Source organism: Edaphobacter sp. FHG110511_03, from assembly GCF_059115365.1.
Genome location: NZ_JBZYWL010000001.1, coordinates 2,188,212 through 2,213,052, shown reverse-complemented (window position 1 = coordinate 2,213,052; position 24,841 = coordinate 2,188,212). Strand labels below are relative to the sequence as shown.

The 24,841-nt window shown below is 56.3% G+C and carries 19 protein-coding genes; 6 read left to right on the top strand and 13 right to left on the bottom strand.

Annotated features, from left to right (window positions below; all coding sequences use genetic code 11):
- Positions 1–23 precede the first annotated feature (23 nt).
- The 3 genes from AC5S26_RS09030 to AC5S26_RS09020 form a co-directional block, all read right to left on the bottom strand.
- Positions 24–743, bottom strand: coding sequence for a hypothetical protein (locus AC5S26_RS09030; protein ID WP_494184519.1), 720 nt, complete (start codon positions 741–743; stop codon positions 24–26).
- Positions 744–946: 203 nt separating this feature from the next.
- Entirely contained in the window at positions 947–2,557 is a 1,611-nt protein-coding gene (locus AC5S26_RS09025) for an FAD-dependent oxidoreductase (RefSeq protein WP_494184518.1), read from the bottom strand.
- A gap of 122 nt (positions 2,558–2,679) precedes the next feature.
- Positions 2,680–6,135 carry a TonB-dependent receptor gene (locus AC5S26_RS09020; RefSeq protein ID WP_494184517.1) on the bottom strand — a complete coding sequence of 1,152 codons (3,456 nt, stop codon included), beginning with the start codon at positions 6,133–6,135 and terminating at the stop codon, positions 2,680–2,682.
- 330 nt (positions 6,136–6,465) lie between these two features.
- On the opposite strand from AC5S26_RS09020, the gene AC5S26_RS09015 reads away from it, so the two are divergent.
- Positions 6,466–7,623, top strand: a complete 1,158-nt coding sequence (locus AC5S26_RS09015) for a hypothetical protein (protein ID WP_494184516.1) — start codon at positions 6,466–6,468, stop codon at positions 7,621–7,623.
- Positions 7,624–8,451: 828 nt separating this feature from the next.
- On the top strand, positions 8,452–10,143 hold the full coding sequence (locus tag AC5S26_RS09010) for a chitobiase/beta-hexosaminidase C-terminal domain-containing protein (RefSeq protein WP_494184515.1): 1,692 nt from the start codon (positions 8,452–8,454) through the stop codon (positions 10,141–10,143).
- 74 nt (positions 10,144–10,217) lie between these two features.
- On the opposite strand, the gene AC5S26_RS09005 is transcribed toward AC5S26_RS09010, so the two are convergent.
- From AC5S26_RS09005 to AC5S26_RS08975, 7 genes are all read right to left on the bottom strand, one after another.
- Positions 10,218–11,522, bottom strand: a complete 1,305-nt coding sequence (locus tag AC5S26_RS09005) for a glycosyltransferase (RefSeq protein WP_494184514.1) — start codon at positions 11,520–11,522, stop codon at positions 10,218–10,220.
- Positions 11,523–12,027: 505 nt separating this feature from the next.
- Entirely contained in the window at positions 12,028–12,495 is a 468-nt protein-coding gene (locus tag AC5S26_RS09000; RefSeq protein WP_494184513.1) for an ExbD/TolR family protein, read from the bottom strand.
- Positions 12,496–12,655: 160 nt separating this feature from the next.
- Positions 12,656–13,096 carry an REP-associated tyrosine transposase gene (locus AC5S26_RS08995; RefSeq protein ID WP_494184512.1) on the bottom strand — a complete coding sequence of 147 codons (441 nt, stop codon included), beginning with the start codon at positions 13,094–13,096 and terminating at the stop codon, positions 12,656–12,658.
- Between the two features lie 137 nt (positions 13,097–13,233).
- Positions 13,234–14,145, bottom strand: a complete 912-nt coding sequence (locus AC5S26_RS08990; RefSeq protein ID WP_494184511.1) for a hypothetical protein — start codon at positions 14,143–14,145, stop codon at positions 13,234–13,236.
- Between the two features lie 84 nt (positions 14,146–14,229).
- Positions 14,230–17,496 (bottom strand): vitamin B12-dependent ribonucleotide reductase, encoded by a 3,267-nt coding sequence (locus AC5S26_RS08985; RefSeq protein ID WP_494184510.1) that lies wholly within the window; start codon positions 17,494–17,496, stop codon positions 14,230–14,232.
- Positions 17,497–18,108: 612 nt separating this feature from the next.
- Positions 18,109–18,648, bottom strand: a complete 540-nt coding sequence (locus AC5S26_RS08980; RefSeq protein ID WP_494184509.1) for an HNH endonuclease — start codon at positions 18,646–18,648, stop codon at positions 18,109–18,111.
- A 32-nt stretch (positions 18,649–18,680) separates the two neighbouring features.
- Positions 18,681–18,968, bottom strand: coding sequence for a Dabb family protein (locus tag AC5S26_RS08975; protein ID WP_494184508.1), 288 nt, complete (start codon positions 18,966–18,968; stop codon positions 18,681–18,683).
- Positions 18,969–19,032: 64 nt separating this feature from the next.
- Between AC5S26_RS08975 and AC5S26_RS08970 the strand changes: the two genes are divergently transcribed.
- From AC5S26_RS08970 to AC5S26_RS08960, 3 genes are read left to right on the top strand one after another with little or no spacing between them, the layout of a single operon-like run.
- Positions 19,033–19,605, top strand: a complete 573-nt coding sequence (locus tag AC5S26_RS08970; protein WP_494184507.1) for a thioredoxin family protein — start codon at positions 19,033–19,035, stop codon at positions 19,603–19,605.
- Positions 19,606–19,616: 11 nt separating this feature from the next.
- Entirely contained in the window at positions 19,617–20,267 is a 651-nt protein-coding gene (locus tag AC5S26_RS08965) for a carbonic anhydrase (RefSeq protein WP_494184506.1), read from the top strand.
- Positions 20,264–21,181 carry a bestrophin family protein gene (locus AC5S26_RS08960; protein WP_494184505.1) on the top strand — a complete coding sequence of 306 codons (918 nt, stop codon included), beginning with the start codon at positions 20,264–20,266 and terminating at the stop codon, positions 21,179–21,181. The genes AC5S26_RS08965 and AC5S26_RS08960 overlap by 4 nt, the downstream gene beginning before the upstream one ends.
- Positions 21,182–21,191: 10 nt before the next feature.
- Here AC5S26_RS08960 and AC5S26_RS08955 read toward each other — a convergent pair whose 3' ends face one another.
- Positions 21,192–22,076 (bottom strand): magnesium transporter CorA family protein, encoded by an 885-nt coding sequence (locus AC5S26_RS08955; RefSeq protein ID WP_494184504.1) that lies wholly within the window; start codon positions 22,074–22,076, stop codon positions 21,192–21,194.
- 281 nt (positions 22,077–22,357) lie between these two features.
- Here AC5S26_RS08955 and AC5S26_RS08950 point away from each other — a divergent pair, with 281 nt between their 5' ends.
- The gene (locus tag AC5S26_RS08950; protein ID WP_494184503.1) at positions 22,358–24,337 is read left to right on the top strand and encodes a M1 family metallopeptidase; all 1,980 of its coding nucleotides are present in this window, start codon (positions 22,358–22,360) and stop codon (positions 24,335–24,337) included.
- Between the two features lie 5 nt (positions 24,338–24,342).
- Here AC5S26_RS08950 and AC5S26_RS08945 read toward each other — a convergent pair whose 3' ends face one another.
- Positions 24,343–24,612, bottom strand: a complete 270-nt coding sequence (locus AC5S26_RS08945; RefSeq protein ID WP_494184502.1) for a hypothetical protein — start codon at positions 24,610–24,612, stop codon at positions 24,343–24,345.
- On the bottom strand, positions 24,569–24,811 hold the full coding sequence (locus AC5S26_RS08940) for a putative signal transducing protein (protein WP_494184501.1): 243 nt from the start codon (positions 24,809–24,811) through the stop codon (positions 24,569–24,571). Before AC5S26_RS08940 ends, AC5S26_RS08945 begins: the two co-directional genes overlap by 44 nt.
- Positions 24,812–24,841 lie beyond the last annotated feature (30 nt).

Below are 24,841 nucleotides of genomic sequence, written 5' to 3'. Positions count from 1 at the left end.
TTTAGCAGGATCTTGAAATGCGGCTAGAACTTTACGTCGGTGACCTTTCCGCTCTCAAAGACGACCTGCATGCCCTTGTAAGTCCATTGAGACTTCGTTCCGAAGTTCACCTTCTTCTGCGGATCGCCGAGAGCCTTGGTGACTTCGTCGGCGGTCATGCCGGGGTGGATGGTGGCGTTGGCGGTATCACCGGAAGGGCCGGCAGACGGCGGCGGCGCATCGTTCTGCGCGGACGGTGGTGGAGGCGCAGCGTTGCCGCCTGCGGTGCGGCGTGCCATCAGCCGGGCGTTGTTTTCCTTGGCCCAGCGCTCGATCTGTCCAGCGATGTTGTCGGCAGCGAAGCGCCAGCTCATCTCGCTTTGGGCGTCGAGTGCCTGGGTGAAGTCGCCGGCGATCAGGGTGGCGTGAAGATTGCGAACGGTCTTGTCGTTGGAGGTGGTCGTCTTGGTGCTCGATCGTCCGTCGTCGCTGCGATTGGTGTTGGTGGTGTAGCCGTCGACCTCCTTATGCGAATCGCGGGAGTCGATGCGAACGACGATGTCGGCCTCCGACGGGGAGCTGACGACGCGTAGGGTTTTCTTGTTGGCGAGGGATTTCTGCAGGTCAAGCGCAGAGTCGTTCGCGCCTGCCGCGCTGAAGCCGTTGTTATCGCCCGTGACGAAGACGTTGACGAGCTGCTGGGCGAAGGCGGACGGTGCCGCGAAGAGAGCAAGGCTGAGGACTGACAGAATAAGGCGGCGCATAGGGCGTTTCTCCATACCGCGAAATAGAAACCAAAGGGGGACGGAGTTTAGCTTAGTCTGGGCGGGATAGGGGCGGCAAGCGGGTGTTGATAACAGGGGGTTCCGCTTAACCAGCGGGGTTGCGACTTCCGCGGCACGGCCGAAGCCGTGCCCTTAACGAGGTGGTTCGATTGCTCCGGCGTTTCCTTTGCAGTAGCGCTGTCCTACAGAGGTGCTTGCGCAGCGAGAGGCAAAGACAAGATTGCCTGCTCCTTCAGTAGCCGCTTCTGCAACTCCGGAATCGGAATCTTTCCAACCGGCAAACTATGGTGCACGGCCATTGCTGCTGCGACGCCTGCCGCCTGACCGATGATCATATATTGTGGCTCCATGCGAATGGTGGAATACGCTACATGGCTTGCCGAGAAACAGACGGGAACGAGAAGATTGTCAGTCTCACCAGTTTTTGGAAGGATCATTCGATAAGGGATTTGATATGGTTCGGTTGCATCGGACATTTCGCCTTCGTTCTCTACATCGCCTGCCGGAGTAGGAACCCTCTGCACGTGATGCGAATCGCTCGGATAGGAGCCCATTCCAATCGAATCCGGCTTTGTAAGATCATGCTCAATATCTTTTTGCGTCATTACATACTGTCCAACCATGCGTCGGCCTTCGCGAATGTAAAGCTGCCAGGGCCAGTTATGGTTGTCGATAAACTCGTCTTTTGCAAGACCGTACTCATTGACCTCGTTGCGGAGAGACTCGGGAATGCTGGGATCGTTGGCTAAAAAATAAAAGAAGCCAGCATCGTAGTTGTAGTGTTCCTTCCATATTTCGGCCTGACGCCTGAAGTCGGCCGTAGGATACTCCCAGCTTGCGCCGATATCGTCAGTAGAAAACCCGCCAAAGTTGTTGATGTCGAACTTATTTCCCTTAAGCGGTGACATGATCATCATCTCGCGCATGACTGGCGGCCGTCCTTTTGCCTTGCTGAGTGCCGCGATCAGACGCTTCAGGAGTTCGTATCGATAGGGGTTGTAGTTATCGGGTCTGGGATAGGGAATCTCGTTACTCTTATCGTTCGTCAGGCACATTCTGAAGCCATACGCCTGAACCTTCTTATCGCCTTGTCCCATTTCTCCTTTGGGCCCAGCAGACACCTCATGCAACAGAGAGCCGTCGGCGGCATAAGGAGAAACGCGAACGTTGAAATGGTGATCCGGCCTCTGCTTGCCCCGAACTCCTGCAAACGACTCACCGTATTCGGAGGTACTTTCACGGCCCCAGGTATAGGTCACCCCGGCCTGAGCCATCAAATCACCTTCATACGTGGTATCGGCAAATACAACGGCGCGCAGGATCTCTCCACTCTCCAGCGTGATGGCAACAATCTTCTTTGCGGTTTTTGTAACACCCTTTTTTTCGCGAACTTTCTGGTCAAAGATCGTCGTGATCTTTGCCTCGCGCAACATCTCGTTGAAGACTTCTTCAGCGACATGAGGTTCGAACTTTGTCTCAACGGTCTCACCGTAATGGCGGCCAACGCGCTCGAAAAACTCCATCGCCATTCCGCCAATCACTTCCTGTCTTCCCATATCGGATGAACTGAGACCTCCAGAGACCATGCCACCCACGTGATGCCCCGAATCGACTAGAGCAACGTTTAAGCCTTCGCGGGCCGCGGCAACCGCCGTCATTACGCCGCTGGCGGTCGCGCCATAGACAACGAGATCGAAGGATTTGGGATTCGCTGCACAGAGCTCCATTGGCAGAAGCAACGGCGCGGCGATCAACGCAAATAAGACAACCTTCAGTCGTACTACTCGGTTCATAACTTCTTTTCCTCAAGTGCTACCCACGTCACGGTCTCTGTACCTCAGACAGTGACGTGGGTGCATGGTGTTTAATTGGAGCTGTAGATGTTCGCCAATTTATGGCGCGAAATACGGGATTACTACCAGCCGAGGTGCATCCCAAGTTGGATCGTTCGTGGATCGAGCGCGCTGTTGATGGTACCGAACAGGGAGTTCGTATTTACGCCGCTGGAATTTGGAGAAAACCCGGTATTCGGCATGCCGAGTTGGGGGTGGTTGAACACGTTGAATGCCTCTGCTCTGAACTGCAGAATCGTATTCTCCCGGAGCCTGAAATTCTTGGTGAGCGATGCGTTCGCGTTGGTGTAGTTGGGCCCGCGGGTTGCCGGCAATGTTCTAGGCGCATTTCCAAGTGTGTAATCAGCGGGTTTTGCAAAGGCGCTGGTATTAAACCACTGCTTTATACTTCGCTTCGATGCGGGAAGCGTCGGATTCCCCGCAAGGTTCGGATAAGGCGTACCCGTGAAGTTATTCGAGCCAGTGACAGTTAATGGAAACCCGGTCTGCCAAGCCATTAGTCCGTTCAACTGCCATCCACCGATGGCGAGATAGCGCCACCCATGCGCTCTTTCTCCAAAAGGTAGCTGCCATACGCCGCTAACAGCGAGGTTCTGAGATACATCGTTGCTATCGAGCGAACGGTCAAGGTGAGGGTTATAGCGGCCGATTCTGAAGGCTCCATCGATGCTTTCGCCGCTGTCGCTCGAGCTGGAATCGTCGATTAGCTTGCTTTTGGTATACGACACCAGAACGGTCAACCCATGCGCATAACGATGCTCTGCAGTTGCCTCCAGAGCGTGCCAGATACTGTTGGCGCCATGACGGGCAAGAGTCGTAATGCTTTGATAATCGGGTAGAGGAAGCAACGCCTGGGTCTGGCTAATCGTAGGTGCTGCCAGGGGGCCGGTAAGGATTTTACCGAAGAATGGGTTGGGGACCTGATTCTGCAGCTTCGAGCCATACGTAGCCCAATAGCTTGGGTCTAGCTGGTTATACGCGTAGTTCGCGCCGATAAGCCTGACACCGTGACTGCCTACATATCCCGCCGAAACGGTCCACTGCCCGGGCAGAGCGCGCTGCACAGTCAGATTCCACTGCAGGACATAGGGAACAGTCGTATTGTGCTCCTGGAAGTAAACGCTCTGTCCCCGATACGCCGTAGGACCTCCGGCCGCTCCAACCGGAGCAATCAACGAAGATGGTCCCTGATTGAACTGGAAAGCTGCATAAGGTCCGGATGAGGAGAAGGTATTCGTCGCGGAAAAGCCGATAGCATTGTTGTTGGTCTGATGAATGTCCGCCGACTCCACCGGGTTATAGATCATGGCGCTGCCCCCGCGCACAACCGTGCGAGAGTTGGGAGAGTACGCAAAACCAAACCGTGGCGCTAAATAGGGATGGCCATAACTTACAAAGCTCCTCGGCGCAGTTACACCGGCATAGACCATCTCTCCTAGCATGCCAGTCTCTGGATTGACCACTGTCGGGTCGAAGGTCGAGAACATATTGTGTCGTTCGGTCGGTGGTCCAAAGAGTTCGTAACGAAGTCCTATGTTGAACGTTAGATTGTTTTTGATCTTGTAGTCGTCCTGAACATAGACACCGCCGGCCCACGAGCTAACCGAAAAGCCTGGATTGATCGTTAGCTGTCCACTTGCCACCTGTCCGAGCAGGAAGTCGGCAAATCCAACACCGGTACCTCCCGATGCCTGCGGATTGGAAGTCTGCGCACCGCTAAAGGTGAATTGGCCGGAGGGATAATTTTGTTGCTGCTGATTGAAGCGTGAGATGTGGGACTCAAAGCCAAACTTGAAGGTGTGTCGTCCTCTCACCCAAGTGACGCCGTCCGCCACCTGAATCACAGTACCGACGCGAACTCCATCCGAGGGTGGACTGGTGTTGCCGGTGCTGATCATGCCGGAGATCGCCACCGAAGGAAATTCAGTGTCGGGAATGATGGAAGGAAAGCCCAGTTGCCGCGGCCAGCCGCCACCTACGCTCGGTGCCACATAGGTGAGATGCTGCCGCACGAAGCTTACCCTTAGCTCGTTGAGAATGGTCGGTGAGATGGTATGCGTCTCCCCGATGGCCAGGTTGTAGTTCTTGCGAGTGTCGTTGCGCGCCGCAGGGTCAGAGATTCCGAGCCCGTTTCCAGGGGTGTGGGTTACGTTAAGATTGCTCGCATAACGAACGAAGACGCTGTCATTGGGGCTGATTCGATGGTCGCCGCGAATGGCAATTACATCCTGATCGATGGCCCCGGCGGCATTCGAAAAGAAATTGTTTGCGTTTGTATATGGGTTCTGTGGAGTGACGTTCGGCAGCGGAATGTACTTGAGCACGGCAAGCGAGAGCGGATCCATTCTGTTCGACTGAATGGTGTTGCCTGTGAACTGGGCGCGGACGAAGCCGTTACCGGCCGGATTCGATGCGGTCGAGTTCGGATCGTAAATTGGGATCAAAGCGCCGGTGCTGGTGCGGGTCTGTGAAAAGTCTCCGGAACGTTGTAGCTGTGTCGGTACGGTGGTATAGCCGATGCTCGCGCTACGCTGGTGCCACTGCTCGTAACCGAAGAAAAAGAAGGTTCTGTCGTGCCCGTTGTAGATCTTGGGAATCCACACCGGCCCTCCAATGGTTCCTCCGAACTGGTTGTAACGCAGTTTGGGTTTTGCCGAACCCGTCGCTGCGTTCACTACCGCGAAGCGATTGATCGCATTCAGAACATCGTTGCGAACAAATTCATATGCAGTTCCATGCAGATCGTTGGTTCCGGTTTTCGTCGCGAGGTTGACGATTCCTCCGGAGGTCAGGCCGAACTCGGCGGGCGGGGTGTTGGTCATGACCCGGAACTCCGCGATGGAATCGACCATGGGGACGACTGAAACTTCATTGATCGTAGGCAGGGTGTCCATCGCGCCATCGAGCAGGAACTGGTTTCCGGTGGTTGAGCCACCGTTTATCTTCAACCGCGAAAAGCCCTGGTTGCTGGCATCGGCGAATCCATTCGAACTAAGGGAGGTCGTCTGAACTCCGGGAATCAGCAGCACCAATGTGAAGGGCTGACGGCCATTCAGGGGAAGCTCACGGATACTATGTCCTCCCATGACGTTGCCGAGTGAGGACTCCTCCGTTTGTAGTGGTGGCTCTTCGGAGGTGACCGTGACCGTCTGGGTTGCTGTTCCGATCACTAGTCCTGCATCGATTCGAAGGCGTTGCGCCACATCGAGTGTTGCCGAGGTCTGGCGAAAGGTCTGAAATCCCGGCGCGGCGACGGTAATTTCATAGGTGCCAACAGGCAGGAGTGGAACCGTATAGGTGCCATCCTGGAGACTCTGCGCCTTGTATACCAAGTGGGTCGCCTGATCCTGGACAGCAATTTGAGCATTCGCAACGACGCGTCCGCCAGAATCAGTGACAGTCCCTGTAATTGTTCCGGTGGCAGTTTGTGCCCAGTTCATGGCAGGGCCGAATACGACGAGCAAGACGAAGAGTAGCAACAGTCTCAATCGCTGCAGGAGGAAACTGTGGAGTTGCATTGACTATCTCCCTTTGTAGTCCGGTCTTTTTGCAAGTGCGAGATTTGCATTTGAAATCGACCGCTGCACAGTCTCCAGTCGTAAATGTTACGGCTGTTACTTATTAGTTTCAGTAATATAGGTCACCGACTCCATTACAAATCAGCGAAACTGGGCACGAAGGGCCTTTGAAAAGGAAGGAAGCAGCATGCCGGAAACCATGGTGAATCTGCCGCGACAGGTCGCACATTTTCCTGTTGACGAAGAGAAGAGCGAACACCTATTGTTTGGGAACGCCAAAAACAAAGAGAGTTTCACTCCATTGAAGACAATGGCCGAGGACTATCTTGAATGGGCCGCGAAGGGATCCGATTTTCTGTGTCAGTATTAGCTGAAGATTGGGTGGACCCAAAATCGAAGATTCCAGACGCTCGACCTTTGGAGGAAGTACTCCAAAGCAAGTGTTTTGAACGAGCGTCGAGACTGCGCGCTCTGCTGCTCTATCTCTGGGAAAACCGGAACCTGGAAATCAGCGAGTACGCTATCGCGGTGGACGGTTTAGGTAAGGCTCCGGATTTCGAATCAAAGATCGATGCCACGGTCCGTGTTCAAATTGCCAGACTTCGCGATCTTCTCCGAAAATATTACGAAGGAGAAGGGAGTCGCTCCACCATTAGGATCGTTATTCCGCTCGGTACCCACCAGGTTCAATTGGTTGAGGCGATCCCGGAGAGTGAAGTTGCAGGGGGACTGCAATCCAATCCTGCGATCGATTTGGCAGGCGACACAAGTAGAGATGCAGTTTCCTCTGTGGCTGTTTTCCCCATCTCCAGATTGGAAGAAAGTCCTAATCGCTTCCTGACTCCGGTGCTGGTCGCCGTCATTGTTGTGCTCCTCTCCTGTTTAAGTTGGCTACTCTTGATGCCAAAGCGCTATAGCGGGAAGAACAGCGCATCCATGGATCAGGAACTGCCACTTTTCTGGAAGAACATCACAAATAATGGAAAGGCGACCCGCATCGTCCTGCCTACTCCTGTATTTTTTGCATGGCGGCCGGGCGGAAGTGCCAGTACATTAGTCGCTCGCGACATCTCGATTAATGAGTCGACCAAGCTGGAAGACTCACCTCAGCTAGCCGAGATGGAAAAGCGGCTTGGCAAACCGGCGGCCTGGCAGAATTACACTTTTGCTTCGGACACGTTCGCGGCACTTCGGCTTGAACGATTTCTCGACACCTATGGAGTGCACACCTCGGTCTCAAGCTCAGTGGAATCTCCCCATCAAATCATTGACTACGAAAATGTGGTTGCGTTCGGTACGACTTCGTCCCTTACTGCCTATCAATCGGATATCGATCGTCTTAGCTACAAGCTGGGCCGTATGAGAAGTACGTTATTGATAAGCGAATGCCGGCTGGGAGTCCTCCACAATTTCCGCTGGATAGTGAATCTGCTTCCAGGATGGTGTCGCCTGGAATCATCGCGCTACTGCCGCGACAGGCTTCTGTAAGCCGGATTCTTTTGGTGCAGGGCACGCAGACTGCCGCACTGATCTCGTATCTGACCTCTGAGACCGGTATCAGGGAGATTACGCAGGCCGAGGCGGAACATGGTCACAACCCATTTTTCGAAGCGGTCGTGTTGTCAGAGGTAAACGGGGAGAATCCGATTCAGAGCCGATTAGTAGCATTCCGACCGTTCACAAAGGACTCCAAGTCGACAAAATAGATGTCGCCCGGAATCTTGAAAACCGCTGGATACGCGCGACGTTAGTTCCGCCCTTGTTGTGAAAGCATTTCACATATCCTCGGCAAGTCGTCCGATCAACCACCAAACTAAGACTTCCTTGTAGAGGCGAGAACTGTGGACTTTACTACGCTGTTATGCGGAAGTTGTCCTACTTGGAGATTTCGAGTTCTAGAAGCGGCGGCGGCTTTGGATATCAAAAAAATGGGGGCTTCGCGGCCTTCTATCTCGAATAACCTTTCATCTTCTTGAATCTAATAAGTAACAACGTAACATTTACAGCTTGAGACTGGGCAACAGATCGTTTCAGATGCAATCTTCGGATCCGGTAGGAGGGTGTTATGAAACGACTGTTTATGATCGTGCTCATATTTGCGGGTGTAACACAGGGCTATCTTACAGCTGCTCTGCAGGAGCGGGGAATGTCTTCTTTGAGGATGCACAACTTACGCGCACCAGCTTTTGTACTGGACAGTCGATCTATGCCCGCGGATTAGACGATGAGTCTGAGGGCCAGTTACTTGCAGTAACAGGTGTAAGTTATGTTTCCGCAACCCAGACCCTTACGCTTACGCTTGCGGTTGATCCCGGAATGACGATTGGATCGTACATATACTTCGCGGGAATCTCACCTGCAAGCTGGCTTAATTCCACTCCAGCAGTCGTAACTGCTATTTCTGGAAGCACGGTCACAGCTACGTGGTATGGAACTCATGCCGATTATCCACCAACAGCGCAGACGGCTGGTAACTACCGCGTGCAATTCGACAAGGTCACCGGCACCGGAATTAACCTGTGGGTTTTGGGGTGGAAGTCTGAGAAGGCCAGCACAGACCTGAATATTGTTAACGGAAATGTTGAAATTGATGGGTTCTTTCAATATCCGATAAGACCTTCCCCTCCTGGATGGACTGGATTTAAATTTACCGACACCAACTACTTCATCACCGGTCAGTCGTTTTTCGGAGGCGGGCATCAAGGGCAGTATCTTGCAACGGAGACTCGTTCCGGGGTTACGCTTAACTTAAATAACCCGGCCTACGGGACTAGCAATAACGCCAGCCTGAACATGCTGTATTCCACAGGCGCCGTTCCTGGGGCGATCGTGCCAGTATTCAATCCTGCGGCCGGAACCTACCCCATACCACTAACAGTGACCATAAGCACCACGACTCCATCCGCCACCATCTACTACACAAACGACGGAACGACACCAACGACAAGCTCGACCGTCTACTCGAGTCCCCTCAATGTCTCCACAACAGAGACGATCCGGGCGTTTGCGGCCGCTCCTGGACTTTCCGACAGCTCTGTCTCCTCCGGCGCGTACACAATTGAACCTACGGCTTCTACACCGACCTTCAACCTTGTGGCGGGAACCTATAGATCGACGCAGACGGTAGCCATAAGCACCACAACTCCGTCAGCTACCATCTACTACACAACCGATGGATCGATACCAACGACAAGCTCGAATGTCTACTCAAGCCCAATTACTGTCTCTACCTCAGAAACAGTGCGGGCGATTGCGACCGCCTCAGGCTACCTGACCAGTACCATTGCATCCGTGGCCTACATCATCATCATTCCCAACTCCAGCTATCCAGTCACGGATGCGTTCAGTGGATCGGGTGCGTTGTCAGCTAACTGGACGAATACGACCTCTTCCGCTTATGTGTCCCTGATACAAGCGAGTGGGATGGTCGTGCCCTCCGTCTCCGCAAAGCAGGGGCTGGCAATCTATACAGGCCTCGCATTCACAAACGACCAGTACTCCCAGGTAAAGTTCGTGAGCCACACCTCAAATACTGATTCCACCGGTCCTTGCGTTCGCATGAGTGCAGCAGCAAGCGGGGTCTGCTGGATCGCAGATTCAGCCAAAATTTACGTGTTGACGGCAGGCTCGGGCGTCCGCAGCGTAGTGACCTGTCCATTACCCGCAAGCGGTGACACGTTGCAATTATCCGTCGTCGGGTCGACCTACACCTGTACAGATGTCACCACTGGACTTTATGCGTCTGGAACAGATACTACGTATTCTGCCGGCAGCCCAGGCATCCTGGTGGACCAGAGACCTTCCACCAGCTATGCGCTGGCGCAATTTCAGAGCGATTGTCTTCCCTCTTGCGGCGTAACATCGATGCTTACCGCTGCGCCAACCTTCAGTCTCACGGGTAAGACGTCTAACCCAGCGCAGATTGTAACCGTCAGCAACACAACCTCGTCAGGCACCAGGTTGAAGCGGAATCGATATTCACAGTTACTGGACGCCCCGATGGAGTGAGATTCGAGCTTCGCTCGAATGCCCCACCTTAGTCGCTTCGCGACGAAGGTGGGGCACCGCGTCAGATCTTGATGTCAGCTTCCTATCAAGCTGACGGCTTCCTTCTTGCTCTCTGCGATCGTGGATTCGACAATTTTGGAAGTCGTGGCGAGCGAATCATATTTTGCAAAGCTCTTCGCCAGTTCTTTCGCTCGTTCGCGATATTTGCGGTCAGCCAATATCTCATAGACGGCTACGCGAATCTGTTCCGCGGTAGGTGTTCCCGTTTGCAGGTTAATGCCCGCACCGGACCAAGCAACTCGCGCCGAAACAAAAGGCTTGTCTTCCGTAGTACCGCCCGAAATCACAGGAACTCCAAAGCTCAGCGCCTGCTGAACTCCGTTGTATCCACCGTTGGTAATAAAAATATCGGCCTTCGGCAGTACGTGGTGATAGGAAACATAGCGCTCCACACGAGCATTCGGAGAGCTGTGAATGGTGGACACATCTCCTCCGCCGGCCGTCACAATCACTTGCACGTCGGCATCCGCTAACGCCTGGATCGCAGGGTTCACAATCTGGTTGAAGTCGCTATTGGAAATGGTTCCCTGCGTCACGAGGATGACCGGCTTGGAACCGTCGATCTCTTTGAGCCAATCCGGTTCTTCCGCGCCACCTTGAACCTTTGGAGTAAGCGGCCCGACAAAGTGCAGGTTCTTCTGTTTGTTTTTGATCGGATACTCGAACTCTTCCGCGCTGTATTCCAGAAAAACTTCGGGCCGCGTGCAGGTTGCATCGAAAAGTAGCCCGACGGACTCGGTCGCGCCGAAGGGCTTCAGAATTTCATCGACGTAGGCGGTACTCCCAGCCAGCGCCTCTCCCAGCTGCCGATTATGCTCCGCGTTACGAATGAGACCCTCGGGAGTGGAATCCGGTCCGGTGAAGGGGGAGGTCTCGGGTGTTCGCAACCAGTACACAATAATCCCGCAGCTAATGACCGGCGGTCTCGATTCCTTCGGCTTCATCAGCAACGGGAAACTGCCCAAAAACAGAAGATCCACCAGGACCAGATCGATGTTCTGCTGGTCAATGATCTCCTGCATGCCACGATATTGATCCGGGATCATGTCGCCGAAGATATGCTTCATGTCATAGTCGACTTGCTGAATTCCTGGGAACGTTTTTCTCTCGGGGAAGTCCTCATCCAGCCGGTGGAAGTCGAAGTTTGCAATTCCCTGTAGCGGAACGAAGCTCAGACCCGCAGCCTCTGCCTTCTCTCGAAAGACTTCGCCTGTGTTGAATGTGACCTCGTGGCCCCGTTTGGCCAGGTCTTCCGCAATAAGAAGCATGGGATTCACATGACCTGGTGCAGGAGTAACGGATACAAGAATTCGGCTCATGACATCTCCTGATGACCGGGTCTATGTCTATATAGATCCCAATAGATCCCAGCATCGGCTGATAACGAACAAATAGAGGGGTAGGGTAGGAACGCAGCATTCTGCCTTTCCACCCCATGTGCATTCCAGTGGTTTTGGGAACCATCCGAGCTCACCCGCCCGCGGACGTTTTCCTGAATGGCAGTGTGTGATCGCTCTTCCATGAGATTCCGGTAGTCATATGGAGTAACACATGGAATGAAGAATTATTCCCCTAATCCCGTGAGATCGCGGTGAAAAAACGGTTTTTCGCGACGTTCGTAGTTCTGACTTATGGTGTCCGGTCACCCCCGTCTTTTTTGCGCAAAGTCTTCCAAAGATTGGGCTTAAGTCCGGACTTCCATTTCGTGTTGTTTGGATAGGAACTTCCGGGTCCCTATCTCCCTCTATCTCTCCGTCTCTTTCCTTCTCTATCTATTCTATGGGGTTAGGGCAAACTGATCGGCAGCGCAGTTCTCCTCTATTTTCATAGAGTTGCGCTGGATTCGAGCTTGACAGGGTCTCTGAAGCGGGAGATCGTCCGAGGAGTGATGATTCCGATGTTGTCGACGCCGGCCTGATGGCCGTAGTCGATGACTTCGGCCACGAGGGAGAAGTCGAGATCGGCGTCGCCCTGGATGAACATGGCTTTGTCGTTGCGGGTGGCGAAGATTGCGGCGAGCTTCGATTCGATCTCGCGTTTGTCGAGGGTGGTCTGGTTGATCTTGTAGGTGACGCCGTGGTCGCGGTCGCCGAGGAGCTGGACGACGATGGCCTGCGGCTGGTCGGCGCGGTCAGGAGATTTGGAGGGCTGGGGGACGAAGGCGTCGAGGCCTTGGAGCGCGGTGGGCTGGATGACCATGAAGATGATCAGCAGCACGAGAAGGATGTCGATGAGTGGGGTGACGTTGATCTCGGTTCGGAGTTCCCTGCTGCTGCCGGATGTCATGGACATGAGGTGAGTCCTCCATGTCTTCCTTTGACACCGTGGATAGGATGGATGTTCCTGGAGGGTTCGAGCTTCGCTCGAATAGCTTGCGCGCACCGCTTGGGGCACAGCTTTGTTAAGGGCACGGCTTTAGCCGTGCCGCAACTTTTGTGCCTGGAAAGCGGCTTTAGCCGCTGAGGTACTCGTCGAGGCGGAGCTTTGGGTTGGCGGAGGAGAAGGAGTATGTCTCCGGCGTCGCGCAGATTCCCGCCGCGACTGGATTGCGATGAATGTAGTTCTGACGGATGTCGTAGTCGGCGGCGTCGCGGATGCGATGGTCGGTGAAGCCTCGTTGCCAGACGGGGAGCTTCGAGGCGATGCGGTGGGAGAAGCCACCTTTGATGAGCTGCATGGCTCGCTCGAGCGCGATGTCGGTTGGGGTGAGGAGCAGGTGAAGGTGGTCGGGCATGACGACGTAGGCGTGCAGGAGATAGCTGGCGCGGTAGTGGTCGATAGTTTCGAGGAGGAGGGCGGCGTTGCTTTCGACTTGAAAGAGTCTTCGGCGGTTGTGGGTTGCGGTGGTGATGAAGTAGGTGCCGGGCTTGGCGGTGCGGCTCGGGATCGCCATGCGGCGATTGTAAGCGTACCTCAGCGGCTAAAGCCGCTTTTCATGGTGCGACTTTTGTGGCACGGCTGAAGCCGTGCCCTTAACGAGGCGTTCGAGCTGAAGCTCGAATCAGTCTAAATACATGATCTAGCCTTAAGTCACGAACCAAATACCACTTCATGACGAGCAAGAATAATAGGAAACAATGGACGAGGAACATAGTCAGAAGCGGGCTCCTCTGTCGCGATGGAATATTTGATCCCGGCCTGATCAAGACTATCAAGAAGAGCCTTGGTATCTGGATCATCCTTGCCATTCGGACCGATAATCACAGTTTCAAAGCCACCACTGCCCTTTTCAAATTTCAAGGGAATATCGTTGATGTCCTGTCCAACGCTCCAACCAGCAGCAGAAAAAAATTCTCGTAAGTACATGATATCTGGCTCAAAGCTATCAACCTTATCGCACCTAAAAGTAACGGAATGTCGACCTTTTGAACGAAGAATGTCTTTAAATTTTTGTTGACGTTCACCTACTAGGCCTAAGACCGCAAAGCGGGATTGAACAATCCTCTTTGTTTCATCGATTGTTGTCGTCCTAATAGTTGGTTCCAACCCGGTAACAATTTGTTTCGTTTCGTTCGAAACTATCTCTCTGATCTGCGGTAGTTCCGCAGCGAACTGTTCTCTTACCTGTTGAGTCACTTCAGTTTTGACTTTTGTTCCTACTTGATCGGCCACTAATCGCTGAAGTTCAGCGTCGGTTTTCTCTTTCAATATTTCGCGTACAGCTTTTCTTATTTCCGCCGGTGCAATCTTATCTGCGACCTGCCTCTTGATTTCCTCACGCATCTGCTTTTGAGCGGCAGCAATTGCAAGGTCACGCAAATTCGAATAACCAACCCACCCCAGCAATCCAATTACTAAAACGCCTGCCCCTGCACTGATGTTCAACCCAATCAGCGTTCTCTTGTGAAGGCTATCAATTCGGTCAAGTTCATCCTTAGCCGTATCACGCGCAAACTTTAGAGCAGCTTCAATCGAACTATCTGGCGCTTGCATCTCAGACAATTTGATCCTCTTTCACATCAAATTTATCGATGACGGAGTTCGCGGCTAGTGTTTTAGGAGCTACGCTAGCCGCGATGATCATTCCTAGCTGCAGCCGCTGGTGCTTCCGCATTCCATGCAGCGGTAGCAGGAGCCGTTGCGGGTCATGATGGCTCCGCAGGTGGCGCAGCTTGGGGCGTCGCCCATGTCGTACATGCTCTTCATGGCGTTGGCGGCGTGGTAGATTCCGCGGTCTTCCATGGAGATGGGTCCGGACTCGGCTGTGTAGGTCGGGTCGGGGGCGATTCCCTGCTGGGGTGGGGTGGTTCCGGGGTAGAAGTCAGCCACAGATCCTTCGACTCCGGCTGCGCCTCCGCTGAGGATGACACCTCTGTCCTCGCCACCAGCGTTGAGCGACGGGATGACGTGGCTGCCTGCGCCCTGAACGGTTCCGATGACGGGAACGGCATGCTGGGCTGAGCTCTGGCTGGAGCCTTGCGGGGTGAGTCCGGCGAAGAGCGAGAGCTGCTGGCCGGAGAGGAAGCGGATCTGCATCCAGCGGAAGAGGTAATCCATGATCGACTTGGCGTAGCCGATCTGCTCGTTGCCGGTCCAGCCGGAGGGCTCGAAGCGGGTGTGGGCGAACTTTTCGCAGAGCACCTTGAGGGGCACGCCGTGCTGGAGGGCGAGGGAGACGGCGGTGGCGAAGGAGTCCATGAGTCCGGAGACGGTGGAGCCTTCCTTGGCCATGCGGATGAAGATCTCACCGGGCTGGCCGTTGGGGTAGAGGCCGACGGTGATGTAGCCCTCGTGTCCGGAGAGGCCGAACTTGTGCGTGATGCTGGCGCGCTCGGCGGGGAGACGGTGACGGACGGCGCGGGGCGGCGACTGCGCATCGGCGGCGTCGCTGTTCTTGCTGGCGGCCTCGGTGATGGCGAGGATCTGGGACTCGAGCGCGGAGATGCGGACGTTGGCGGCTGCCTTGGCGGCGGCTACGGCTTCTTCGATCTCGATGGAACCGGCAGCGATGGCGGAGGTTGCCTTCTCCTTCTGGGCCTTGCCGTCAGCCCCGGAGACGTTGAGCGGCTGGGAGCCCTTGGAGTTGTCGCGGTAGATGGCGACGGCCTTGAGGCCCTGACGCCAGGACTCGATGTAGGCCTCGGCGATGTCATCGACGGAGGCGTCCTGCGGGAGGTTGACGGTCTTCGAGATGGCTCCGGAGAGGAAGGGCTGGGTGGCGGACATCATCTTGATGTGGCCCATGTAGTGGATGGAACGGGTTCCCTTGGAGGCCTTGAAGGAGCAGTCGAAGACGGCGAGGTGCTCGGACTTGATGTGGGGCGCGCCTTCGATGGTTCCGGTGGCGTCGATGTAGCTGACGATGGCGTCGACTTCGGCGTTGGTGTAGCCGAGCTTGAAGAGCGCCGAGGGCACGGTGTTGTTGACGATCTTGATCATGCCGCCGCCGACGAGCTTCTTGTACTTGACGAGGGCGAGGTCGGGCTCGATGCCGGTGGTGTCGCAGTCCATCATGAAGCCAATGGTTCCAGTGGGAGCAAGCACGGTGACCTGGGAGTTGCGATAACCGTGCTTTTCGCCGTGAGCGAGCGCGCCGGTCCAGCTATCCTTGCTGGCCTCGATGAGCTCGTCGAGTTGCGGCGCGACGAAGGGTTCTGCGCTGTTGCGAGACTTGCCGATGTTGTTGACCTCGGCGCGATGCATGCGGATGACGTCGAGGAAGGGCTCGCGGTTGACGTAGAAGCCGGGGCAGGCTCCGCCAGCGATCTCGGCCTGCTGGGTGAGCGGGGTTGCGGCACCGAGCGGGGGGCAGAGCTCGGCGATGCGCGAGGACTGCCAGTAGGCGTCGCCGCAGAGGATGGAGGTGACGGTGGCGGCGAAGTCGCGTCCGGCGTCGGAGTCGTACGGCAGGCCGAAGGCCATCAGCAGAGCGCCGAGGTTGGCGTAGCCGAGGCCGAGCGGGCGGTAGTCGTGCGAGTTCTTGGCGATGGACTCGGTGGGGTAACCGGCGGCGTCGACGATGATCTCCATCGCGGTGGTGACGACGGCGATGCCGTGACGGTAGGCGGCGATATCGAACTGGCCTCCCGGAGTGAGGAACTTCAGGAGATTGAAGGATGCAAGGTTGCAGGCCGAGTCGTCGAGGAACATGTACTCGGAGCAGGGATTGGACGCGTTGATGCGGCCGGTGTTCTTGCTGGTGTGCCAGCGATTGATGGTGGTGTCGTACTGCATGCCGGGATCGCCGCACTGCCAGGTGGCCTCGGCGATCTTGTTCATGATGTCGCGGGCGCGATACTCCTTGACGGGAGTGCGGGCCTTCACGTTGCGGGTGGAGAAGGTGCCATCGGCCTCGACGGCGTGCATGAACTCGTCGGTGACGCGGACGGAGTTGTTGGCGTTCTGGAAGAAGATGGAGCTGTAGGCCTCGGAGTCGGGACCGGAGCCGTCGTAGCCCGCCTGGGTGAGGGTGTAGGCCTTGGCCTCTTCCTTCTGCTTGCACTCGATGAAGTCGATGATGTCGGGATGGTCGACGTTAAGGATGACCATCTTGGCGGCGCGGCGGGTCTTGCCGCCGGACTTGATGACACCGGCGAAGGCGTCGAAGCCACGCATGAACGAGAGCGGGCCGGAGGCGGTGCCGCCACCGGAGAGGGTTTCCATGGAGCCGCGGATGCTGGAGAGGTTCGAGCCGGTGCCCGATCCCCACTTGAAGAGCATGCCCTCGGTCTTGGCGAGGGTGAGGATGGAGTCGAGCGAGTCGTTCACCGAGTTAATGAAGCAGGCCGAGCACTGGGGCTTGCGGTAGCCGGTGACGGAGAACTCGACTTCGCCAGTGGCCTGGTTCCAGTGCCAGTTCTGGGCGTCGGAGTTGGGCTCGAGACGGTCGCAGCCGACGTTGAACCAGACGGGTGAGTTGAAGGCGACCTTCTGGTTCAGCAGCAGGTGGCAGAGCTCGTCGAAGAAGATCTCGGCGTCCTCGGCGGAGGCGAAGTAGCCACCCTCCATGCCCCAGTCGCGCATGGACTCGGCGACGCGGGTGATCAGGGCGCGGACGCCGGTCTCGCGCTCGGGGGTTCCGAGCTGGCCGTGAAGATACTTCGAGGCGACGATGTTGGTGGCGGTCATCGACCAGTCGGAGGGAACTTCGACGTTCTTTTGCTCGAAGATGATCTTGCCCTTGAAGTCCTGGATGACGGCGTCGCGCAGCTCCCAGGTGATCTCATCGAAGGGCGAGACTCCGGAGCGGGTGAAGTGACGCGAGAAGGCGAGGCCAGGGGTGTGTTTGGCTGCAGCCGAAGAGGTTGGTTCAGAAAGGACAGCGCTGGTAGTTTTCTTGGAAATCGTTGCCATGGGGGAGTTTGCTCCTTCTCGCTTTAAATTTGATGCCCCGGAGCTCGAGTGGTCTCCGGCTGTGCTGGGCCTCGGCTGGGCGGGGCGGGTCTCTTTTGGGGCTTCAGGGCGCTGGCTGATCGAAGCTGTGCCAACGTGCTGGCAACCGGAGCGAACGGGCTGAAGTCATGCAGTAACGAATTGTCCTAACTTTGACTTGCGTCTTTGCTGCAGTCGTGAAAGTACCGCCGCCTGTAGGGTATGTCAAGTATAAAGCACAACATGTTGTGTTGGCTGCGGCAATACTCCTGTAATGCGAGAGTAACGCAGGAAGGCCGGTGGAAATCAGTGATTTCGCTGTGGAAGTCTTGGAATCGACGCGCCGGGAGTGGCTCTGAAGCCTCGAAATTTGGACCCAATCTGGCCGATCCGGATGGCACTTTCGTTGTATGCGGTTGTCTGGGCCCGGGCCTGGGATTCGCAGCGGCGAACCATGGGGTTCCTTACTTCACCGCCATGGTGCCGGGACGGGAAAAATACAGGGATTTCTCCACTTCGCTGCGCTCCGGTCGGAATGACAAAATTTCGGGGCCGATGACGAGATTAAGTGAGTGATGGAGGGATTGGGCGCTGCTAACCGGGGAGAGCCGGCTCTTCGCGGCTGCCACGGAATTCCCCAGCCGGAGTTGGAACTTTCCTGTCTCGGAGTCGGGCGCGCAGTTTGGCGGTGGCCTCGCGGTGGCAGAGCAGGCAGAGTGTGCGGATGTTGTCCAGATCGCACTGGCCGCCTCCTTCGGCGACCGGGAGGATGTGGTCGGCGTCCCACAGGCTGCGCCGGCTCGCGATGCTCTTCATGCCGTATAGCCGGAGACCGGCGGCTCGCGCGGGGCCCCTCGCGCGCTTCAGCGCAGCATAGGCTGCCACGGTATCGATCTGGCAGATGCCGCAGCGGCCGCGATCGCGGGCAAAGACCTGGTCACGGAGGTAGCCGGGATCGGTGCGAAGACGCCACTGGTCCACGCAGTAGTCGCTACAGAAGGTTCGCCGACGCTTTGCGAGGACCTCAAGATCGCACCAACGGCAGAGAGGAAGGCCATTGGAGCCCGTGGGAAGGTCGTGGCGGCGCGCACGGCCGCCAGAGAGTGTGCGCGATGGTAGCGTGTCCCGATCCATGTCTGGTTCCTGATCCTGATCTAAGGATAGGCTCAGACCTCGAAGTCCACCTCAACCGGATCGATCAGGGGCATCAGCCACGCCAGCAGCCTTTGATGCACAGGATGATCGTTGTAAGCCTCAAAGGTCGAGAGATCGGTAAACTTCATCACTCCGCCAAGGTCGTATCCCTGGGCCCGCGGAGAGAGATTGTTGCCCACCAGAGTCTCCAGCAGGCCGGGAATCTTCCCCTGAAGAGCCTGGATCTCGTGGATCGCGCGCTTTTTCTGATCTTCGGTCGTGCCCGACTTCCAGCGGAACAGAAATGTATGGACGATCATGCGATTTAGTTTAATCGCCTCCGCTTAGAATGGTTCGACGAGATCCTTGAAAGATGGAGAATTTATGTCGCGAACACAATCAACGATGGTTGAGCTGGGAACGGTGGCTCCGCCCTTTGAATTGAAAGACGTTGTGACTGGAAAGGCCGTCGGACGCGATGATGCAGCCGCCGAGCGCAAGGGCCTGCTGGTGATGTTTATCTGCGTGCATTGCCCTTATGTGAAGCATGTCGAAGAGGAACTTGCCCGGATCGGCAAGGATTACGAAGGGAAGATCGGCATCGTCGCAATCTCCTCCAACGATGTCGCCGCTCATCCCCAGGATTCGCCCGAGGAGATGAAGAAGCAGGCCGAACGGCTTGGCTTCCGCTTTCCTTATCTCTATGACGAAACCCAGGAGGTTGCCCGCGAATATGATGCCGCCTGTACTCCCGACCTTTTTCTCTTCGACGGCAACATGAAGCTCGTCTATCGGGGACAGACCGACGACAGCCGTCCCCGGCGCGGAGACATCGGCAACGACATTGCCGTGGATGGAAGAGATTTGCGAGCGGCCATGGACGCTGTGATTGAAGGCAAGCGTCCCGATCCCAACCAGAAGTTTTCCATCGGATGCAACATCAAATGGAAGGAATAGAGGAGTAGACGATGGACGAGATTCTCGGAAAGCTCAAAGCAGGCATTCAACAATTCCAGACGAAGATCTATCCCGGACAGGCTCAGATCTATCACAAGGCAGCCAGCGAGCCGCAGCGTCCGGCAGCGCTGATCGTTACCTGCGCCGATTCACGCATCGACCCTGAGCTGATCACACAGTCCGGTCCAGGCGAGATCTTTGTCACCCGCAATATCGGCAACCTGGTTCCGGCCTACGGCGAGATGATGGGCGGCGTCAGCGCCGTTATCGAGTATGCCGTCGCTGCGCTCAAAGTGAGACACATTGCAGTGTGTGGACATAGCGATTGCGGAGCGATGAAGGCATTGCTGAATCCTGCCAGCCTTGAAAGCCTTCCGAGTGTAAAGAATTGGATGCGGAACGCAGAGGCGGCCTTGAGCGTGGCTGATTCGCTTACGCCGAAATATGAGACTCCGGTCGAGCGCCTGAAGCGGTTGACCGAAGAGAACGTGCTTTTGCAGATCCAGCACCTGAGGACCCATCCTGCGGTTGCCGGTGCGGCGGCGCGCGAGGAACTGACCTTGTCGGGCTGGGTTTACGACATCGGCACCGGCCAGGTCCGCATCTCCGAAAATGGGGACAGAACCTTCCATACGATCGCGGCTAAAGGCTCCATCGCATGATCGTTCCCCGGGGCAGACACCTTGTGCTGCGGACTGTTCAGTATGTGGGCCTGCCGCTTCTGGGGCTGCTCGCATACGACGTCGTGATCGTGATTCTCTATCAGAGAGGCTATATAAAATGGGCGGCCCTGGAAGAGATCCCTCTGTCCCTGTTCGGCTCCGCGATCGGCGTGATCCTCGCGTTCCGCAACAGCACCTCGTATGCGCGATGGTGGGAGGCCAGAATTTTGTGGGGCGCGATCGTCAATAATGCGAGGAGCTGGGCCCGCCTGGCGACGACCGCTCTCAAAAAGAAGGGTGAGGATGCTTCGGGTGAGTTCGAGCGAACCCAGAAGCAGATGGTGTACTACCAGATCGCATGGGCTCACGCTCTGCGGCAACATCTTCGACGGCTTGATCCGCTCAGCGAGGTTACGTCCGTGCTCACCGAAGGCGAGGTCGCGGCACTCCGCGACCAGAAAAATGTCCCCGTGGCGATTCAACAGTGGCAGAGCCTGCTCTTGAGAGATGCACTGGATCGTGGTTGGCTGGACATGGCGCAGTGGCATGCCATGAACCAGAGTCTTGACGATCTTGTCGATGCCCAGGGAGGAGCGGAGAGAATCAAGAACACGCCGATGCCAAGGCAGTACGACTATCTTCCGCAGATCTGCGCGCACATTTTCTGTTTTCTGCTGCCCCTGGCGATGGTCTCGAGCCTGGGATGGTTCACGCCTCTTGGATCGACGCTGGTCGGATTCATCTTCCTGGCGCTGGACAAGATCGGCCGCGACCTGGAAGATCCTTTTGACAACACGATGCACGATATCCCGCTGACATCCATCACTCGAATCATCGAGATCAACCTGCGACAGATGCTCGGGGAAACAACGCTGCCAGAGCCGCTCGTTCCCGTCGACGACATCCTGTGGTGATTCGATCGGCTTAGAACCAGCGCATGCGGCGAAGGACAAATAACAACAGCGCCGTGCAGCATATCACCATGAAGCCAACGAAGAGAGCTCCATGGGGAGATTCTTCAAACGGCAGGCCCTTCAGGTTCATGCCATAGATTCCGGAGATCGCAATGGCAGGCAGTGCAATCGTTCCCAGCACCGTGAGAACCTTCATCACGTCGTTGGTTCGATTTGAGACCGACGTTAGATAGATATCGAGAGAGTTATTCAAGAGGTCGCGCTGCGTCTCGACGGAGTCCAGCAGACGCGCGACGTGATCGTAGGTATCTCGAACGTAAAGCTGATGCTCGCTGTCGATGATGGTGTTGGGATCACGCTGCAGATGCAGGCAGGCATCGCGGGTGTTGACGAGCACTCGCCGCAGATCGATGAGCTCGCGCTTGATGGCAAAGACCTGTCCGAGAATCTCGGGGGAGGGGTTATCAAAGATGGCATCTTCCAGCGCATCGATACGATCGTCGAAGTGGTCGATGGCGGGAAAGTAGCGATCGACAATGGTATCGAGAATCAGATAAAGCAGCCGAGCAGGATGCTCCTCATCGCCATCCCGGCGCGCACGCTCCAGTGCGTCCGTCGTAGCAGGGCAAACCGGATCGACGATCGTAATCAGGAAATCCTTCGCTGCAAAGATATCGATCGTCGAGAAGGCCGGCATCTGTTCCGTCGGCACCTCGGGATCAGTCTTCAGGTAGACCGGTTTAAGCACAGCAAAGGTGTATAGACTTCCTGAGTCGACCTTAACGCTCTCGTCTTTACTGCGCGCATCTTCAACATGTAGAGGATGGAGATTGTATTGACGCGCAAGCTCATCGAGCTTCGGATCGTGCGGATCGTCGAGTTGATACCACGGCATGAGATTGTTTCTCCCGTTTTACGACTTGATCTCTTCTTTTTTGAAACTTCCAGAATTCCGATGCGCCAACGCCATCGCTGAAGTGTGTTTCGGCATTTCCTTTGAGAAAGGGTAAAGCAGCGGCGATAGGGTAGTGATGAGTTCCGGATCTGGCATAGGGGTAACTTCGCGATTTTTGGGTGCAACCGAAGTCAAAGTTTGTCTTGCGTCCATCGTATCGGCTTCAACGTCTATTTCAGGTAAGAGCTCACCCAAAATTCTGAAATGAGGAACTTCCCCTGATGTGGAATCGCTGCCGTGCCTTCGTGTTTCTTGTTGCCGCAGCCGGACCGTTTGTGTACGCGCAGGGCACTTCGCCCTCGGCCCCCGCCTACGATCCGGTCCAGACCTTCGCTCCCCTTACCCTGCCTGACCCTGTGAACGCGTACCGTTCCAGCAATGGCGCGCCCGGACCGAGCTATTGGCAGAACGAGGCCGACTACGACCTGCATCCCACCATTGACGCTGAAAACAAGCAGCTCACGGCCACAGAGACCATCACCTACACCAACAACAGCCCGGACAGGCTCACCAGCGTGTGGCTGCATGTGGAACAGAACATCTATCGCAAGGATTCACGCTCGCGGGAGGCCTTCGGCGCTGCTGCGCGCGGAAGACGCGGCAAAGAAGAGAGCGGGCCTCGGCCTTCGTCCGAAGGCTATGCATTCGATTCGGTCGAGATCGAGTCGGGCAAGCAACGGGTCAAGGCCGATTACCTGATCGCCGACACCCGGATGCAGATTCGTCTTGCCGAGCCTCTCAAGCCGCATGGCGGCCAGCTGAAGATCCACATCAAGTACCACTACCAGATTCCCGGCGTCTGGGGCGGACGAACCTCGTGGGGGAAATCGCAGCAGGGCGAGATCTACGACATGGCGCAGTGGTATCCGCGCATGTGCGTCTACGACGACCTTCGCGGATGGGACACGCTGCCCTACCTTGGCAGTGAGTTCTACCTGGAGTACGGGCAGTTCGACTACTACGTCACCGTGCCATCGAGCTTTATCGTCGCCGGCTCCGGAGAACTGGTGAACCCGAAGGAGGTTCTCACGGCGCAGCAAGCAGCTCGACTCGAACAGGCGCGCAACAGCGACGCGACGGTGATGATCCGCACTCCTGCGGAGGTGGCCGATCCAGCCAGCCGCCCGAAGAAGGACGGCACGCTCACCTGGCACTTCCACATGGACCACACCCGCGATGTCGCTTTCAGCGCGTCGCCGGTCTTCGTGTGGGACGCCGCGAAGATCAATCTTCCCGATGGGAAGAAGTCGCTGGCGATGAGCGTCTATCCGCCTGAGAGCGTGGGCGACGATGCGTGGACCAAATCCACCGAGTACGTGAAGAATTCGGTCGAGAACTTCTCCAAGCGCTGGTATCCGTATCCCTACCCCGCGGCCATCAGCGTCGCCGGCTTCTCCACCGGCATGGAGTATCCCGGCATCGTCTTCGACGGTATCCCGGACAAGGGGGCGTTCCTATTCTGGGTGACGGCGCACGAGATCGGCCACGACTGGTTCCCCATGATCGTCGGCTCCAACGAACGCCGCAACGCCTTTATGGACGAGGGCTTCAACACCTTCATCGATATCTTCGAATCCGACGAGTACGCCGGTGGCAAATACGGCCCCAAGCGCGACTCTGAATACTCGGCTGGCGGTGAGCCCCCGGATACGATCCTGAAGGTGATCGACGACCCCGCCGCTCCTCCGGTCCTCTTCCCTGCCGATGGCTACCCTGGCCGGCTTGGGCATCCGGTCAGCTACTTCAAGGGAGCTTACGGAATGGTGCTTCTGCGCGAGCAGATTCTCGGGCCCGAGCGGTTCGACTGGGCCTTCCGCAAGTACATCCGCGACTGGGCCTTCAAACATCCGTCGCCTTCAGACTTCTTCCGCGCCATGCAGAGCGAGGGCGGCGAGGACCTGGGCTGGTTCTGGCGCGGCTGGTATATGAACAACTGGAAGTTCGATCTGGCGGTAACGAAGATCGATGGGGCTGCCCTCACTATCCTGAATAAAGGGCAGCTCGTGCTTCCAGCGACGGTCGAGGTGAAGTTCAAGGACGGTACGACCGAACGCATTCACCTTCCAGTCGAAACCTGGCTCAGCAAGGGGGAGTACGTCTGGTCATCTGACGACAAGAAGCCGATTGCCTCGGTCGTGATCGATCCGGATCACAAGCTTCCCGACGACGATCGCAGCAACAATTCGATTTCAGCGGAATAACATTTTCACTGCATTTCGTTCGCGGCCTGCGTCGGATCTTCTTCTTCAATCCATCGCAGGCCGCAATTGTTGCAGAGCCACGACTCAGAGCCGCGAGGCAAGGGCAGCGAGACGAGATAAAGAGCAACCAAGGCTGCTTTCCGGCCCTGGCGTTCCCAAGCGATATTGATCGAATTACAACGAGGACAGTGCGGTTGCTCAAACGAGGGCTGATCGGGCAGAGCGATCGCCTCAGGGAATGGGTTGTTCAAGGATTGCTTCAGCAGCGTCGACATCCGCAGTTGCAACCTGAAGGCGAATGCCTCCAATCAGGTTCGACATCTGCCAGTCCAGCCGGACAAAATTTTCGTCTTTGAGAAAGCAGAAGATACCTGCTGATTCGATAACGCCACGAGCAACGATGGCCTCAGACAAGTCGCGATACCGGCGGATCGTGACCAGATTGCGATAGCGCGATGATGGATCTTCCTCCACCTGGAGTTCAGGCGCACGAAACGCGATTCC

Bases quoted from the DNA above. Each gene is read 5' to 3' on its own strand.
- AC5S26_RS09030 (WP_494184519.1), bottom strand. From the start codon at position 743: ATGCGCCGCCTTATTCTGTCAGTCCTCAGCCTTGCTCTCTTCGCGGCA.
- AC5S26_RS09025 (WP_494184518.1), bottom strand. From the start codon at position 2,557: ATGAACCGAGTAGTACGACTGAAGGTTGTCTTATTTGCGTTGATCGCC.
- AC5S26_RS09020 (WP_494184517.1), bottom strand. From the start codon at position 6,135: ATGCAACTCCACAGTTTCCTCCTGCAGCGATTGAGACTGTTGCTACTC.
- AC5S26_RS09015 (WP_494184516.1), top strand. From the start codon at position 6,466: ATGGGCCGCGAAGGGATCCGATTTTCTGTGTCAGTATTAGCTGAAGAT.
- AC5S26_RS09010 (WP_494184515.1), top strand. From the start codon at position 8,452: ATGACGATTGGATCGTACATATACTTCGCGGGAATCTCACCTGCAAGC.
- AC5S26_RS09005 (WP_494184514.1), bottom strand. From the start codon at position 11,522: ATGAGCCGAATTCTTGTATCCGTTACTCCTGCACCAGGTCATGTGAAT.
- AC5S26_RS09000 (WP_494184513.1), bottom strand. From the start codon at position 12,495: ATGTCCATGACATCCGGCAGCAGCAGGGAACTCCGAACCGAGATCAAC.
- AC5S26_RS08995 (WP_494184512.1), bottom strand. From the start codon at position 13,096: ATGGCGATCCCGAGCCGCACCGCCAAGCCCGGCACCTACTTCATCACC.
- AC5S26_RS08985 (WP_494184510.1), bottom strand. From the start codon at position 17,496: ATGGCAACGATTTCCAAGAAAACTACCAGCGCTGTCCTTTCTGAACCA.
- AC5S26_RS08980 (WP_494184509.1), bottom strand. From the start codon at position 18,648: ATGGATCGGGACACGCTACCATCGCGCACACTCTCTGGCGGCCGTGCG.
- AC5S26_RS08975 (WP_494184508.1), bottom strand. From the start codon at position 18,968: ATGATCGTCCATACATTTCTGTTCCGCTGGAAGTCGGGCACGACCGAA.
- AC5S26_RS08970 (WP_494184507.1), top strand. From the start codon at position 19,033: ATGTCGCGAACACAATCAACGATGGTTGAGCTGGGAACGGTGGCTCCG.
- AC5S26_RS08965 (WP_494184506.1), top strand. From the start codon at position 19,617: ATGGACGAGATTCTCGGAAAGCTCAAAGCAGGCATTCAACAATTCCAG.
- AC5S26_RS08960 (WP_494184505.1), top strand. From the start codon at position 20,264: ATGATCGTTCCCCGGGGCAGACACCTTGTGCTGCGGACTGTTCAGTAT.
- AC5S26_RS08955 (WP_494184504.1), bottom strand. From the start codon at position 22,076: ATGCCGTGGTATCAACTCGACGATCCGCACGATCCGAAGCTCGATGAG.
- AC5S26_RS08950 (WP_494184503.1), top strand. From the start codon at position 22,358: ATGTGGAATCGCTGCCGTGCCTTCGTGTTTCTTGTTGCCGCAGCCGGA.
- AC5S26_RS08945 (WP_494184502.1), bottom strand. From the start codon at position 24,612: ATGTCGACGCTGCTGAAGCAATCCTTGAACAACCCATTCCCTGAGGCG.